Genomic DNA, 15246 nt, shown 5'->3' on the forward strand with positions numbered 1-15246 from the left:
CTATAGGATGTGAGACAGACAGGCGCGCGGCGCGCGCCCCGCTACCAATCGCCCTTCTTTAACATAACCTTCTTCCCGGCCCTCCAGCTCATGGACGAGCCGTTCCCGCCACAACGCCACGCGGTCTGCCCGCGCTGGATCGTCGGCCATGTCGAAGAGCTCGGCCGGATCGGCCGTCAGGTCAAAGAACTGTTCTTCGCCGCTCTGCGAAAACCAAATATATTTCTCCCGTCCGTCCGTCACGAAGTGGTTGGACCTGTCGCCGTACGCGTGCTCTCCGTGCAGATAGGAGCGCCATTCCGCAGCTTCGCCTCTGGCCGGTCCGAGCAGGCTCGCGCCCTCGACGGCCTCCGGGATCGGCGCGCCCGCGGCTTCGAGCAGCGTCGGCATGATGTCGCGCAGCTCGACGACCGCTTCCGGGCGGCTGCCCGCCGGGAGGCCGAACCGGCCGCTCGGATCCCAGAGGATGAGCGGGATCTTGGCGCTGCCCTCATAGGGAAGCGACTTGCGAAACGCATGATGGTCCCCCATGAGCTCGCCGTGGTCGGACGTAAATAAGATGAGCGTATCGCTTAGCACGCCATACTCGCCCAGCGCCTGCAGCAGCCGACCGATCTGGTCGTCCAAATGCGTGATCAGCCCGTAGTAGGCGGCGCGCGCCCGGTCGAGCCTGCGCCTTGGCAGACGGCCGAAGATCGTCGTCGGATCGGCGGTGCCCACTCGCTCGGCAGCTTCCTCGTCTACCCAGTCGCCGACCGGCGGCTCCGGCAGTTCTAAATCTTTGTACAGGTCGAAGTAGGTCTGCGGCGGATCGAGCGGTGAATGAGGCCGTACGAACGATGACCACAAGAAAAAGGGCTTCGACGGGTCTCGCCGCCGGAGAAAGTCGATCGACTCCGTCACGCACCAGTTCGTCGGATGCAAGGCTTCGGGCAGATGCCAGGGACGGCCGACGGTCGAAGCGTTGCAATCCAGCCCCAGGTCCGTCAGATCCGCCGCCGCGCCCGCTTCCCGCCGAAGCCACCGCATGTAATCGTCTACCTGGTCGTAGTGCTCGGCGAACGCGGTGTCGCGCTTGTCCCGATTGTGATGCAAATAGCCGTCATGCAGCACGATATTGTGGAAGCCGCATAGGTTGCGCGCAGGGTAGACATGCATTTTGCCGACGCACTGCGTATGATAGCCCGCCTGCGCGAGCTCGCCCGCCAGCATGTGCGGATAGCGCCACGGCACCTGGTCCTGGTAGCCGACTCTCCCGTGGGATCGCTGGCTCATGCCGGTCATGATGGCCGCCCGGGCGGGGATGCAGGACGGGACAGCCGAATAGGCATTCGGAAAAAGCACGCCTTTGCGAACCATCGCATCTAGATTCGGGGTCTCTATAACCGGGTGCCCAAGCGCGCTCAGGCAGTCGTAGCGCATCTGGTCTACGGTAATCAGCAGCAGGTTGGGCGGATTCATAAACGAAGCTCCTCTCGTTCGGAAAGCGGATGGATGCGATGGATGCGAAAAACCCCTATCCTCACACGGAGGACAGGGCGGCTTCGCCGGCTTTATAAACCTCGAACGCCGAGATCGTCGGTTGATAGCGGGACTCGTCGATGAGTAGCCGCAGCTTACGCGCGCTCGTCGCGGCCACGCGGCAGATCCGCTTGGCGCCGATGACCGTGCCTTCGGCGAGCGGCTGCCAGCCTTCTTCGCGCCAGGCCTCCAGGCGGAAGCGCTCGACGCGCTGGCCCTCGCGGATCTGCTCCCGCAGCACGACGCGATCGAAGCTGCGCTCGGTGCCCAGGTCGATTTCGAGCGCGGCTTGCTCGGTGCCCGCCGGCGGGCACCAGTGCGTGTCGGCCGCCCCGTCCGTGGCGCAGGACGCGGCATGCTCGGGATCGGCTTCGGCGGATGCCGCCGCGGTCGCGCCGGCCGCCAGGTTGTCGCCGTAAACGGCAGCCAGCCATGCGCCGAGCTCGGCGAGGCTCGCTGCATCCCGCTCGTGGACGAGGCCGCGCCGGTCCGGCGGGATGTTAAGCAGGAAGGAGGCGTTGCCTCCGACCGTCCGCTCGTACAGGTCCGCGAGCTGGGCGAGCGTCAGCACGCGGTCGTCTTCGGCCGCATGGTAGAACCAGCCCGGCCGGATCGAGGTGTTGACCTCGGCGGGATACCAGACCGCCTCGTCCGCCAGGGCGAGCACGGCGCGGCTGCCGAGGTCGTCGTCTTCGGTGTTGACGCGGGTCGCGAAGGCGCCCCCGTCGTCCGCCTGCTGCGACTTGGCCTGGATCTTCTCGTTGTCCCGCATCGAAGCGGGGACGACGCTCCATTCGGACGGCCGGGTATGGCCGGCTTCGTTGCCGCACCAGCGCACGTCCGGGCCGCAGACGGAGATGACCGCGCCGGGCTGCAGCTCGCGGATCAAGGCATAGTAGGCGTCCCAGTCATAGACTTGGCGCTTGCCGTTGGGCCCTTCGCCGCATGCGCCGTCGAACCAGACGCAGAACACTTCGCCGTAGCCGGTGAGCAGCTCGCGCAGCTGGTTCAGGAAATAGGCGTTGTAGGCGGGCGAATCGCCGTAAGAACGCTCGTGCCGGTCCCACGGCGATAGGTAAACGCCGAACTTCAGCCCTTCCTCGCGGCAGGCGTCCGCGACCTCGCGCACGAGATCGCCGGCGCCATCGCGCCAGGGGCTGCGCCGCACGGAGTGCTCCGTGTAAGCGCTCGGCCACAGGCAGAAGCCGTCATGGTGCTTGCAGGTTAGGATAAGCCCCTTCATGCCGGCGGACTTGACGGCGCGGGCCCACTGCCTGGCGTCCAGCGCCGAAGGATCGAACAGCGCCGGGTCCTCGGTCCCGTCCCCCCACTCCCTGTCCGTGAACGTGTTCATCGTAAAATGGATAAAGGCATAAAACTCCAGCTCCTGCCAGGCTAGCTGACGGGAAGAAGGCCGCACCTGCGCGGCCTGGATAGCGGATACGGGCATGTCCGATTGCCCCCTTCGGTATAATTTTGTTCTGGCGTGCGCTCGACGCTGCAGCTCATCGGACTCAGCGTCCGCTATTTTGCGAGAATGAGACGTATCAGCCATCCACGCGGACTGGAGAGACGCTATCTCGCCGAAAACCGCCACAAAAACCACTAGTTACTCGAAATAACGGCTCCTGAGTCCGCAGATACGTGCGATGGGCCACATTCAGCAAAATAGCGGCCCTACGGTCCGTCGGCGATGGAGTAGGTGCGAGATGCATGTAGATGTGGGTCAATTTGCGTCATTGTGCCTCAATTGTCTCAACCAACATTTATTCCGGCGGACTCAGCGTCCGCTATATTACAATTTAGCGGCGTTTCGGCCGTCCATGTGGACTGGAGAGACGCTATCACGTCGAAAAGCATGCTAAAAACCGCTGGTTAGTCGAAATAACGGCTGCTGAGTCCGCGAATACGCGCAATCGGCCTCATTCAGCAAAATAGCGGCACTACGGTCCGCTTGCGGATGCTGGTTTGGCGATTACTCGGCGGCGGTTAATCGGCTGGACTGGTTCCTTAGTTTGGCGGTTGCCTGGCTTGGCGGTTGCTCGGTTTGGCGGTTGCTCGGTCTGGCGGTTCCTCGGTTTGCCGGTTCTTTGGTTTGCCGGTTCTTTGGTTTGCGGTTCCTTGGTTTGGCCGGCTAGCCCAGGTCCGCCCGGTCCGTCAGCGTCGCGACGGGAGCGGCCGTGCCGTGCAGCTCGAACACGACGAGCTCGTTGTCCCCTTCGCGCAGGAGCGGCGCGGGTATGTACAGCGTGCGCGTCGGACCCGCTTCCCAGTAGCGGCCGAGGTTGAAGCCGTTCAGGAACGCCTGCCCCTTGGTCCAACCGTCGAGGCGCAGGAACGTGTCCGCGCGGTCGTCGACGCGGAAGATGCCGCGGTAAAATGTCGGCTGCGTCCCGCCAGCGCGGGTCGTCGACGAAGCTGGCGCCTGCCGCCCCAGGTCTTGCTCACGATGCGACGCTTGGCCGCCCGCTCCCGCCTCCGATGCCGCGAACGTCAGCCCGCCCAGCTCCGACAATGGCAGACAGCGGATCTCCCAATCGTACAAAAACTGATTGCCCAGCCGCACGCCGCAGGTGATCCCCTTCGGGTCGCGCAGCAGCGGGCCGTAGTTGACGCGCCCCATGTTCTCGACGAGGATGTCGAGCCGCATGCCCGCAGCCGGCACCTCCAGCGGAATGCCCGTAGGCGACCAGCGCTCCACGGTCCCGATATAGGCGCCGTCCGCGAACACGAGCGCGCGGTCGCGCACCTCCTGCAGGACGAGTTCCATGCCGCTGCGCGGTCCCCTCACCGTCGTCGAATACAAGATAAACCCGTACGCCTGCCCGAGCTTCTCCATCGGCTCCGGACACGGCCGCCGCACCGGCGCCGACAGCGCGTCCAATTGCGCGAACAACGGCGCGGCCCCCGTCATCGCCACTTCGCCGTACGCCCGTTTCGGCAGCGGCGCCGGCAGCTCAAGCGGCGGCAGCTCGGCATATCGCTCCAGCACCTCGCGCACCGCATAGAACTTCGCCGTTGGCTCGCCGGATTCGCTCAGCAGCGTGTCGTAGTCATAACTGCCCACGGTCGGCTCGTACCGCGCGATGTGGTTCGCTCCGTTCAGGAAGCCGAAGTTCGTCCCGCCGTGGAACATGTAGAAGTTGACCGAAGCGCCCTCGCCAAGCATCTCCTCCAGCGTATCCGCTACCTCGGAAGCCGGGCGAGACTGATGCGGCTCCATCCAGTGGTCGAACCAGCCGTTCCAGAACTCCATGCACATGAGCGGCCCCTCCGGTTGGTACTCGCGCAGCTTGGCGAACGCCTCTGCCGCCCTTGAGCCGAAGTTGACGGTCGCGAACAAGCCGTCGATCATGCCGCCCTGCAGCATGTGGTCCTCCGGGCCGTCCGACGTGAACAGCAGCACGTCCATGCCGCGCGCGATCATGCCGTCCCGCACGTATTCGAGGTACGCCTTGTCGTTGCCGTAGCTTCCATATTCATTCTCGACCTGCAGCGCGACGATCGGACCGCCGTTCGTGCAGAGCAGCGGACGCAGCCGCGGCAGCAGCTCGTCGAAGTAGGCGTCCACCTTGGCCAGGTACGCCTTGTCATAGCAGCGCAGCCGCATGTTGTCGTCCGCGAGCAGCCATGCCGGCAGCCCGCCGAACTCCCACTCCGCGCATATATAAGGGCTCGGCCGCACGATGACGTGCAGTCCCAATTCTCCGGCGAGCCGGACGAACGCCTCCAGGTCCGCGATGCCGTCGAAGACGAAGCTTCCTTCTTCGGGCTCGTGGACGTTCCAGGCGACGTACGTCTCGACCGTATTGAGCCCGCACGCCTTGAGCTTCAGAAGCCGGTCCCGCCAATATTCGGGCACGACCCGGAAGTAATGGATCGCGCCGGACAGCAGTCTGACCGGACGGCCCTCGTACGCGAATTGATCGCCCGATACTGTAAATGTCGCCATCGCACACCTCTTTTCGTTTATCGACAACAGTTTACCATCTTGCCGCCTTGCAATCAGCCCTTGACGCCGCCCATCATCATACCTTCCGTCAGCTTCTTCTGCAGCAGGCCGTAGACGATGACCGTCGGAATCAGCACGATGACGAGCGCCGCGAACAAGGAGCCCCAGTCGGTCGCGAACTGCTGAATCTGCATCAGGTTGGAGAGGCCGATCGGCACCGTCTTCCTGGCGTCGTCGGTGATGAGCGTCATGGCGAGCACGTACTCGTTCCAGAAGTCGAAGAAGCTGAACACGAACAGCGTGATGATCGCCGGGCGCGTCATCGGCAGAATGACCTTGAACAGGGTGCCGAAGTAGCCGCAGCCGTCGATCATCGCCGCTTCCTCGAAGTCGTGCGGGATCGCCTTCATGAAGCCGGTCATCAGGTAGACGGCGAAGGGCAGCGTGCCCGTCGCGTAGACCGCGCTGAGCCAGAAGCGGCTGTCGAGCATGTGCATCTGGTTCATCAGGATGAACAGCGGCACGATGATGTAGACGCTGCCGATGAACAGGCCGGCCATGTAGAAGTTGGTCAGAAACGCCCGCCCCCGGAACCGCATGCGGCCAAGCACGTAGGCGGTCGGCATGGCGGCCAGCAGCAGGATCGCGATCGACAGGATCACGACGAACGCCGAATTGAACATGTAGTCGCCGATGCGCGCGGCCTTGAAGGCCCGGGAGTAGTTATCCCATTGCAGCGAGGTCGGCAGGCTCCAGGGGCTCTCCATAACTTCTTCGTTCGTCTTGAAGGAGGCGAGCACGTTCCACAGGATCGGGTACACGACGGCGAGCGCCTGGACGATCAGGAAAACGCGAAGCAGGAGCCGTCCGAAGGAGAAACCGGGCTTGCGCGCCTGTGCGTAGGCAGCGGGAGATGCGGGAGATGCAGGGGTTGCGGAGTAGCCGGCCATTTAGTGGGACCCCCTTTGCGTCAGGCGATTGCTGATGAAGGCCAGCAGGATCGAGACGACGAAGATGAACACGCCGATCGCCATCGCGTAGCCGAAGTTGGAATTGGTGAAGGCCTGCCCGTACAGGTAGGTCATGACGACCTCCGAATGCCGGTCGGGACCGCCGGCCGTCATGACGGCGACGAGCACGAAGCTGATCGTGAGAACGCCGTTGATGCTGAAGATGATCGTCACGCGGATGATCTCCCAGAGCATTGGGACGGTGATGTGGAAAAACTTTTGAAATGCCGTCGCGCCGTCGATCGATGCCGCCTCGTACAGGTCTGGCGAGATGCTGTCGATGCCCGCCATGTACATGACCATGTAGTAGCCGGCCGCCTGCCAGACGAGCGTGACCGCCAGCGCCCATAGCACCGTGCGTTGATCGCCGAGCCACGGCAGCGCCCAGTCGCCGAGACCGAGCATCTCGAGGCCCGAATTGACGAAGCCCATCGTCGGGTGGTAGATGAACGACCACAAAATCGCGATAACGACGAACGAGAGGATACTGGGGAAGAAAAAGACCGTGCGGTAGAAGCCCCGCTCGCGCAGCTTGCTCTGCGTGAGGATCGAAGCGTTGACGAGCGCGATTAGCAAGGTGACGGCCGGGACGACCAGCATAAGCAGCCCCGTATTGCGCACCGACAGCAAAAACGCGTCGTCATGGAACATATCCCGGAAGTTCTGCAGTCCGATAAACTTCGGCTTGTCGGCCACGCCTGTCCAGAGGTACAGCGACTTCTGGAACACCTGCACGGCCGGATATACTTTGAACAGGAGATACATCGCGAGCCCCGGGAGAAGGCAGGCCGCGATGAACCAGCCACGTCTCATTTTCATCGTCATGTCCGAATCCCTTCCTTTCTGCTCCCAAGAACGGGGAAAGCCCGCCGGTCGAACGCGGCAGGCCTTCCTGCTTCTTCAGGAGTCGGTCGTGCCGGACGGTCATTCGCCGCCGCTGGCCTTGAGCTCCTTCTGAATGTCCTCGTAGATCTTGAACAGCTTGTCGCCGTACTGGTCGATGGTCATCTGCTTGTTCATGATGGAAGAGATCGGCTTGTAAACTTCGTCGGACGGATTGTACTTGCTGCCCTTGGCGACGGCCTTGAACGTGCCGTTCACGGCCACCATGCCGCCGTCGACGGCTTTGTAGACGTTATACGTCGTCTCGGAAAGGAACGACTTGCCGAGGTCCGGCGCGCCTTTGACGGCGAGCACGCCCTTGGACGTCTCCGCGTTCAGCTGGACGCTCTTGTCGGTGTACAGGTAGCGCAGGAATTCCTTGGCCAGCTCGGGGTTCTTCGCCTTGGCCGGGATCGCGATCTGCTCGACGTTGGTCATCGCGAGCGGCGGTTGGCCCGCTTGGCCGGACGGCACGCCGAGGAAGCCGAATTGGAAGCCGTCCTCGCGCGGCGCGTCCTTCATCTCGTCCTCGAACCACGTGCCGTTCGGGATGAACATTGCCTTGCCCTGCAGGAACGAAGTCTGCGCCTGCGTATGATTGAGCGCGACCGTGCCTTTCATGAGGGCGTTGTCGTCCGTCGCGATGCGTTCGAGGATGCCCCATACCTTCTTGAACGTCTCGCTCTTCCAGAACTGCGGGTCATAGTTGAAAAATTGGTCGAGCGCTTCTTGTCCGCCGTAGCTATAGATGGACGGCACGATGATCTGCTCCAGGTAGCCCGGATACAGGCCTTGGTAGGTGAACAGCGCGCGGCCGTTTCCCTTGGCCGTGGCGTTCGCGGCGAAGAAGTCGTCCCACGTCTTCGGCAGCTCGATGCCCTTCTTGTCGACAAGGTCCTTGTTATACCAGAAGCCCAGGACGCCGAAGTTGTAAGGCGCGAGGTACACCTTGCCGTCGCCGTACGGCGACATGGCGCGGGATTCGAGCACGCCCGGGAGAATCTTATCCTTCAGCGGCGCGCCGCCGTCCGCGGCCGGCTCGTTGAATAGATCGGTCAGGTCGAGGAGCGCGTTGTCCTTGATCAGGCCGTTGAGGAACGGCACGTTGTCGCCGCCAGCCATGTACAGGAAGTCGGGCGGATTGCCGGCGACCGCCTTGGGGCGGACGAGCTCGGCAATCTTCGGGCTCGCGGTAATGTTGATTTTGGTGCCGGGATAGTCCTTCATGAAGTCTTCGGCGATCCGGTCCCAGTACTCGCGGCCGTAACCGCCCTGGAAAACGGCGATGTTCAGCTCCGTATTCTCGAACGTCTTGGTGCCGGCCGCGCTCGGCGAAGCGGATTCGCCGGCGCTTGCGGATGCGCTTGCATTTGCTGGCGCGCCGGCACTCGGCGAAGCTGAACCATTGGCGTTTCCGTTGCCATTATTGCCATTCGAGCCGCAAGCTGCCAGCATCGACACCGCCAGCGCCGACGCGCCTACGGCGGTCAACCATTTCTTTGTACTCATTTCTGGACCCCCTCGGATGAGATGGCTTCATTATACGTGCATGGGGGCAGCCGCCATATGAACGATTCGAATGAGAAGCATGGAGAATATTATGGAGTTCGCATGTCGCGTTCCGTGACATGGAGATTTGCATGAAAGCGTAATCTTAAAATCGTCCAGGTTTGCAACCGCTTAAAGCTGACATAGGCTTGGCCTGCGAATGACGCTCCACAGTGCAGGGACGTCGGAGCGCCGCGCGGATGGATCATCGGCAGTGCGCCTCGATTTGCCGAATTTCCACTTCAGCTACGGCGGCGCTCAGTGGCGCGGAACCGCTCTTCCTTCTTCTATCAGCGGGCTCAGTCCGCCGGCTTCACGTTCTTCGGCGCGATGCCGAAGCGCTTCTTGAACAGGCGGTTGAAGTAGAACGGATCGTGGATGCCGACTTCGGCCGCCGCCTGCTTCACGAGGTAGCGGCCGGTCTCGAGCAGCGCGTGCGCCTTCAGCATCCGAACCTCGTTCAGGTGCGTCAGCAAGCTGCGGCCCGTCTCCGCCTTGAAGACGTGGCACAGGTAGGGCTCGGACAGGCCGACATGCGCGGCTACGTCCGCGATGGCGAGCCGCTCCGCGTACCGGTCCTCGAGGTACCGGAGCGCCTGCCGCACTTCTTCCCGAACGGCCGGATACGCGTCCCGCTTCGCTTCCGTCTGCTCGGCCGCATCCTCCGCCAGCTCACGCACCGCCTCCTTGAGCTGCGTATCCGTCGCTGCGGCGGACACGCGCGCCAGCCAAGGCGCTTCGTCCCAGTCCCCGCGGATGCCGAAGCCTTGCGCGTTGGCGAGCCCGAGCACGCTTCCGCCAAGCGACCGCTTCAGCACGCGGGCGGCGATGCGCCGTTCGGCAGCGGTCTCGATCAACCGCAGCGCCCCCTCGACCCACAGATCGGTCGAGCCCGCCTGCGGCTTGGCCCGCACCGACTCTCGCAGGCTCGCTTCGGCCCGGCGGTACTCGTCGTCCGCTTCGGCCGGCAGCGTCCGGTTCGACAACCCCGCCGCGCTGAGCTGCGCATAGAACAGCAGCTGCTCCGCGCGCCGGCAGCCGCGCAGCTGCGCAAGCAGCGCTCCCGCATCGGACGCCGGCTCGGCGAACACGACCTGCGTGTGCGCGTTGTAATACATCGCGCACAAACTCTGGATCCGCCGTGCCGCATCCCCCGCCTCCGGCACGGCCTGGGCGGCCGAATACCCTGCCGCGAGCACGAAGCAGCCGTCGTCGGCCCGGACGGCATGCGCCCACCTGCGGCCGGGGAACAAGCTGTCCGCGAGATCGCCCAGCTTGTCCGCGAAGCGTTCGCCCTCCGGCCTCGCGGGCTCCTCCTCCCGCAGCCGGACGAGGAAGGCCAGCACGCGCTCGCCCTTGTCCCGCCAGAGTTCGTCAGAGACGCCCGCATCCGCTTCCCCTGGCAGGCCGCCGCCGTCCGCTTCGCTCCGCGCCTCCGCGTCCAACGCGGCGAGCCAGGTCTTAATCTTGGCCGCGCGCTCCCGCTCCGTCCCAGCCTGCTCCCGGTCCCCCAACGCCCGATCCGTGCCTGCTTGCGCTCCCGCCTCCGCGCCATGCGCGCCGCTCGCCGCCCCGCCGGCAACGCCCCTGCGCGCGTCAAGCTTGGCCGCGATCTCGCCGAGCGCCTCCATAAAACTCTCGCTTTTCAGCGTCAGCTTGAGCATGTAGTCGTGCGCGCCGCACTTCAGCGCCTCCCGGACGAGGTCGAAGTCGTTGTAGTTGCTCAGCACGAGCACTTCCCCGCCGAAGCCTTCCGACGCGAGCGCCTTGATCAGCCCGATGCCGTCGAGCTCCGGCATCTTGATATCCGTGATGACGATATCCGCCCGGCCGTCCCGCGCCAGCTCCAGCGCGGCGCGGCCGTTCGCGGCGGCGCCGACGTATTCGAAGCGGCCGTCGTCCCAGCGGATCATCGATTTGACCGCATGCCTCACGATCATCTCGTCATCCGCGATCAGAATCTTGTACATCGTCCCTCTCTCCTTTCAGCACGATCGGCAGTACGATCGTCGTCTCCGTCCCTTCCTGCACGACGCTCACCGTCGTCAGCCCGTACGGGGCGCCGAAGTGCAAGCGAATCCGCTCGTCCACGTTTCCGATGCCGATGCCCGACAGCTTGGCATGCGTCGTGCCGCGCGCGCCCGCCTCCGCCGCATCGAAACCCTTCCCGTCGTCCCGAATCCGGATCCGCACCCGCGCTCCGTCCCGCTCGCCGGTCACTTTGATCCGCACGCTCCGCCCCTCGTCGCCGCCTCCGTGCAAAATCGAATTTTCCACGATCGGCTGCAAAATGAACTTCGGCACGAGGCAATCGCGCAGCTCGTCTTCGATCGCGAGCGCAAGCTCGAACGAGTCCCCGTAGCGGATGCGCTGGATCGTCGCGTAGTGCGTCAGATTGTCCAGCTCGCGGTCGAGCGGGATGAGCTCCTCCTTGACCAGGATCGTGTTGCGCAGCAGCTCGGACAGCGACGCGATGCCTTGGGAGACGGCGTCGTTGCCGCCCAGCATCGCGCTCCATTTGAGCGAGTTCAGCGTGTTGAACAAAAAATGCGGATTGATCTGCGCCTGCAGCATCGCGAGCTCCGCGTCCCGCTTGGCCTGCTGCTCCGATTCGACCTGGTAGATGAGCTCCTTGAGCCGTCCGACCATGCGGTCGATCGTCTCCGCGAGGATGCCCATCTCGTCGGGATACGAAGGCCCGATCTTCTGCTGCAGCTGGCCCATCCGCACCTGGTTCGCGTATTGCAGCAGCTTGCGCACGGGACCGCTGATGCTGATGTAGATCCACATTGCGAGCATGCCTGCGAGCAGCAGGATCAAGAAGCAGATGAGCACGACGTTGTGGCGCAGCACCGACAGCTCCGAGACCAGGAACGATCGGGGAATCATCCCGACCAGGTACCAGTCCGCCGACCGAATGTACGAGCTGGTCACGAGCGTGCGCTGACCGCCGACATCCGCATAGAAGGCCCGCGCCGCGCGGGACGCCTGCCTGCGGTCCTTGACGCCTTCGAACACCTTTTCCTGGTAAAGAGAGCCTTGTCCGATCGCGGGAGAGAGAGAAGAGACGACGACGCCGGCGGCATCCGACAGGTAGATCGAGCTTCCTTCCCCCAGATCCACGGACTCGTAGGTGTTGCGGGAGAACACCTTCTCGTCGATGACGATGATCAGGTAGCCGATCTGCCGGTTCAGGTTATTCTCGGCGAAAATCCGCCGGCTGAGCGCGATCCGGCTGGAACCGCGGTTGTTGCGGATGCCCGTCCAGTACGCATTGCTCTTGCTGTCCGCCACCAGCGCCGTCAGCTCGCGGATCCGCGTCTCGGGGTACAGTTCGAAGCCCAGATCGAACATCGACTGGCCGTCGTTGGTCAGCACGATGACGTTCGATAGGTTGCTTATGCTGAAGATCTGCTGCCCGAGCTCGTCCTTGATCCGGGTGCGCAGCTCGCTCTTCTCGATGTCGGCCATTTTCGAAAACTTGGGCAGGCCGCCCTGAATCAGCTTGCTGATGATGATCGTCTCGCTCAGCGTCTCGTACTGCTCGAGCTCGCGCGTCGTGTTCTGGGCGAGCTGATCGAGCACCTGCGTCGACGAAGCGCTGAGCTTGTCCGTAATCGAGGCCTCGTACTTCTGGTTGGAGTAGATCGCCACGACGGCGACGGGGAGCAGAGAGGTGATGAGAAAGGCGGCCAGCAGCCGCCGCTTGATGGACAACCGCCGCAGCGAGAGGGCGGATCGTCCGAGTGCGAGCAAAGAAGAGAGCCGCGGCATGCCGTTCACCTGCTTGGTTCGTTTTTTCTAATCTTATACGCAAACGCGTACATCCGCCAACCCGCAATCGCTAGCAGTCGGATCGGCGCCGCCCGCCTATGAATAGCACATCCGACAGTTCTTCCGATGGGTGGCAGATCGTCGGTCGCGTCGACCGTTCGCTGCAACGCCTGCAAATATACATCTATTTCCGCCAATCTCGGCCCTTTTGGACAGGATAGCTGCAAAAGTGCATTTAATTTCCTCCATCCGCCTCATTTCCGGCTTGTGCTTTGAATTTAAATGCATATTTGCAGGTATTATATCGCCTATCGCGGGTCGGCAGAAAATAAATGTATAAATGCAGTTATCAACCCGCAAAACGCCCGAAGAGCAACCGTTAAGCCTCCGAAGAGCCCCCGATAAGCCAACGCGCGCATGCCTGTCCACGATTCGCCGTCGCCCTAGCCTGGATGGCAAGCAGGACTCCTTCTCTCTCGCTTCCTTCTCTGCCGTCTGCGATGCTCCGTTCATGAATGGGCCCAACCTTGCGGAATTCGCCGGTGGTATAGTCTGATCGCCAAAAGCGCAAAGAAGCCGGCTCTCGCGAGCCGGCTTGCGGCGCAGCGCGCCTTATAGATTCAGTTGGATTTTCCGCGTGTTCAGCATGCCTTCGAGTCCCGTCGGATCTTGGCTGGTCTTGAAGCGCGCGAACGTCTCGGCGGCCTCGGAGGTCCGGATCCGCAGGGGCTTGGTCTCCAGGCGCAGCAGCCCGCCCACGACGTCCGCGACCGATTCCGCTGTCTGCGGCACGGAATTACGGCTCGCGAATCCGTCCAGGTAGCGCTGGACGACCGGCTTGTACTCGTCGTCGAGAATGCCGCCCGTCGCGTTGACCTGCTCCATCACGGTTCCGACGAATTGCGTCGCGATCGCGCCCGGCTCCAGCAGCGTGATGTCGATGTTGAACGTCGGCTTGTAGTATGTCGCCAGACTCTCCAGCAGTCCCTCCACCGCAAACTTGCTGGCGCAATAGATCTCGTTGAGCGGCTGTCCGACCAGCCCGCCGACACTCGAGGTGGCGATGATATAGCCGCCGTTCGCCGCTTGGCGGAGCAGCGGCAGCGCCGCCCGAATCGTGTGCATCACGCCGTAGACGTTGGTGTCGAACACCCGCTGGATATCTGCCGGATCGGCTTGTCCCAATGCGCGGAGGAATCCGAAGCCCGCATTGCAGAACAGCACGTCAAGCGAGCCCCGCTCCCGTTCGATCAACCCAAAAGCGGCCTCCAGCGAGGAGACGTCCGTGACCTCCATTTCGACCCAATGCAGGTTGTCCTGTCCGGCATAACGCTCCCGGTCCCGCTCGACATGGCGGGTTCCCGCGTATACGATCCAACCCTCTTGCGCCAGCTTAAGCGCCGTCGCCAGCCCGATTCCGGACGAAGCGCCCGTGATTGCGATAATGCCGCTCATCTCATAGTCCCCCTTATACGGTTTTACCTTCGCTCAGCGCTTGCACGGCCTTGTCGATACGGCGCAGGCGCGTCTCTTCGGTCTTGGCGCCTTCGACGGAGAGGACGACGCGGCTCTTGTTGCTGTTCGAGAGTCCGTCGAAAAAAGCGCGCGCCTCGGGCGCTCCCGCAAGCGCGGCTGCCAGATCGTCCGGCACCTTCACCTCGCGCGGATCCGTATCCGGCTTGAGCTCCACCTCGACCTCGTCGCCGGCCGCAACGCCGGCGGAGCCGCGATGCTCCGCGCTCAGCGGCAGCATGTAGCGTCCGCCCATCGACGCAACCGTGCTGCGATACGTATACCCGCCGACCGTCGCGTATACCGCCGGCTTTTTGCCCGAACCCAGCGCTTCGACCGCTTCCGCCGGCACCTCGATGCCCGTCGCCGTCTTGCCGTTCAATTCAACCGTCGCTTTGAATTTCAACGTCGCCCGCTCCTTTGCTTGATCGCTTCCTCACCAGTATAGCAGGCCGGCGTACGACTCGTCAGAACGAAGCGAAGCTATATCTTCCCCCCGCCGGTCTCCTTGATTTTCTTGTTCATTTTGGCGATCCCATAGCCGAGCAGGGCGAATAAGCTTGCATAGACGACGATCACCGGCACGCCGACTCCCCATCGCATCGCGCCATGGAGCCTGGAGAAGATATTCGTGAAGTTGGCAAGCACAATCGCGACATTCGCGAGCAGCACCACCGCCATCACGCGCTGGATCTTCTTATAGTGCTCGACGAGAGACTCCCGGTCGGTATACAGCTTCGGCATTTCTCCCGGCTCCCACGGCCTTCGGAAATAATGCCAGATGCCGCTGGTCGTGCTCACGTACTCCCATCCGATATCCCGATACAGCTCAATGTATTCGTCCAGCTTGCCGTTTTTCTTGGTGAGGCCGCCCTGATAGTCGAGACCGTAGGTGTACCGGACCGTCTCGTCGCGTTCGAATTCGCTGCTGAACGCGCCTCCCTTCGTGAGGTGCAGCCCTTGGGCCGACAGCTCGTTCAACCAACGTTCTTCCTTTTCGTAGTCCCAGCTCATCCACGCATGCCTTCTTTTCTCCGTCCGCGCCAT

General features: G+C 63.0%; 11 protein-coding genes. All 11 read right to left on the minus strand.

Annotation, left to right across the window (positions count from 1 at the left end; all coding sequences use genetic code 11):
• Entirely contained in the window at positions 1-1461 is a 1461-nt protein-coding gene (locus ACFOTD_RS05900) for an arylsulfatase (RefSeq protein WP_378116677.1), read from the minus strand.
• Between the two features lie 61 nt (positions 1462-1522).
• Positions 1523-2971: an alpha-L-fucosidase gene (locus ACFOTD_RS05905; RefSeq protein WP_378116679.1), complete on the minus strand. Its 1449-nt coding sequence runs from the start codon at positions 2969-2971 to the stop codon at positions 1523-1525.
• Between the two features lie 684 nt (positions 2972-3655).
• On the minus strand, positions 3656-5473 hold the full coding sequence (locus ACFOTD_RS05910; RefSeq protein WP_378116680.1) for a glycoside hydrolase family 35 protein: 1818 nt from the start codon (positions 5471-5473) through the stop codon (positions 3656-3658).
• A 53-nt stretch (positions 5474-5526) separates the two neighbouring features.
• Complete coding sequence (locus ACFOTD_RS05915; protein WP_378116682.1) at positions 5527-6423, minus strand: carbohydrate ABC transporter permease; 897 nt, start codon at positions 6421-6423, stop codon at positions 5527-5529.
• Positions 6424-7308, minus strand: a complete 885-nt coding sequence (locus ACFOTD_RS05920) for a carbohydrate ABC transporter permease (RefSeq protein ID WP_378116684.1) — start codon at positions 7306-7308, stop codon at positions 6424-6426.
• A 99-nt stretch (positions 7309-7407) separates the two neighbouring features.
• A complete protein-coding gene (locus ACFOTD_RS05925) occupies positions 7408-8874 on the minus strand; it encodes a carbohydrate ABC transporter substrate-binding protein (protein WP_378116686.1) in 1467 nt (488 codons plus the stop codon).
• 338 nt (positions 8875-9212) lie between these two features.
• Positions 9213-10883 (minus strand): response regulator transcription factor, encoded by a 1671-nt coding sequence (locus ACFOTD_RS05930; protein ID WP_378116688.1) that lies wholly within the window; start codon positions 10881-10883, stop codon positions 9213-9215.
• Positions 10858-12687, minus strand: coding sequence for a sensor histidine kinase (locus tag ACFOTD_RS05935; RefSeq protein WP_378116690.1), 1830 nt, complete (start codon positions 12685-12687; stop codon positions 10858-10860). The genes ACFOTD_RS05930 and ACFOTD_RS05935 overlap by 26 nt, the downstream gene beginning before the upstream one ends.
• A 612-nt stretch (positions 12688-13299) precedes the next feature.
• Complete coding sequence (locus ACFOTD_RS05940) at positions 13300-14142, minus strand: SDR family oxidoreductase (protein ID WP_378116692.1); 843 nt, start codon at positions 14140-14142, stop codon at positions 13300-13302.
• Positions 14143-14155: 13 nt separating this feature from the next.
• Entirely contained in the window at positions 14156-14605 is a 450-nt protein-coding gene (locus tag ACFOTD_RS05945; protein WP_378116694.1) for a YdeI/OmpD-associated family protein, read from the minus strand.
• Between the two features lie 77 nt (positions 14606-14682).
• Positions 14683-15246 carry a DUF2812 domain-containing protein gene (locus tag ACFOTD_RS05950; RefSeq protein ID WP_378116696.1) on the minus strand — a complete coding sequence of 188 codons (564 nt, stop codon included), beginning with the start codon at positions 15244-15246 and terminating at the stop codon, positions 14683-14685.

It is taken from the genome of Cohnella sp. GCM10012308 (assembly GCF_042649185.1).
In the GTDB taxonomy this organism is placed as follows: Bacteria; Bacillota; Bacilli; order Paenibacillales; family Paenibacillaceae; genus Cohnella.

Coding starts and splice junctions, on each gene's coding strand:
- ACFOTD_RS05930 (WP_378116688.1), bottom strand. CDS start 10,883: ATGTACAAGATTCTGATCGCGGATGACGAGATGATCGTGAGGCATGCG.
- ACFOTD_RS05925 (WP_378116686.1), bottom strand. CDS start 8,874: ATGAGTACAAAGAAATGGTTGACCGCCGTAGGCGCGTCGGCGCTGGCG.
- ACFOTD_RS05910 (WP_378116680.1), bottom strand. CDS start 5,473: ATGGCGACATTTACAGTATCGGGCGATCAATTCGCGTACGAGGGCCGT.
- ACFOTD_RS05940 (WP_378116692.1), bottom strand. CDS start 14,142: ATGAGCGGCATTATCGCAATCACGGGCGCTTCGTCCGGAATCGGGCTG.
- ACFOTD_RS05935 (WP_378116690.1), bottom strand. CDS start 12,687: ATGCCGCGGCTCTCTTCTTTGCTCGCACTCGGACGATCCGCCCTCTCG.
- ACFOTD_RS05950 (WP_378116696.1), bottom strand. CDS start 15,246: ATGGCGCGGACGGAGAAAAGAAGGCATGCGTGGATGAGCTGGGACTAC.
- ACFOTD_RS05920 (WP_378116684.1), bottom strand. CDS start 7,308: ATGACGATGAAAATGAGACGTGGCTGGTTCATCGCGGCCTGCCTTCTC.
- ACFOTD_RS05915 (WP_378116682.1), bottom strand. CDS start 6,423: ATGGCCGGCTACTCCGCAACCCCTGCATCTCCCGCATCTCCCGCTGCC.
- ACFOTD_RS05900 (WP_378116677.1), bottom strand. CDS start 1,461: ATGAATCCGCCCAACCTGCTGCTGATTACCGTAGACCAGATGCGCTAC.
- ACFOTD_RS05905 (WP_378116679.1), bottom strand. CDS start 2,971: ATGCCCGTATCCGCTATCCAGGCCGCGCAGGTGCGGCCTTCTTCCCGT.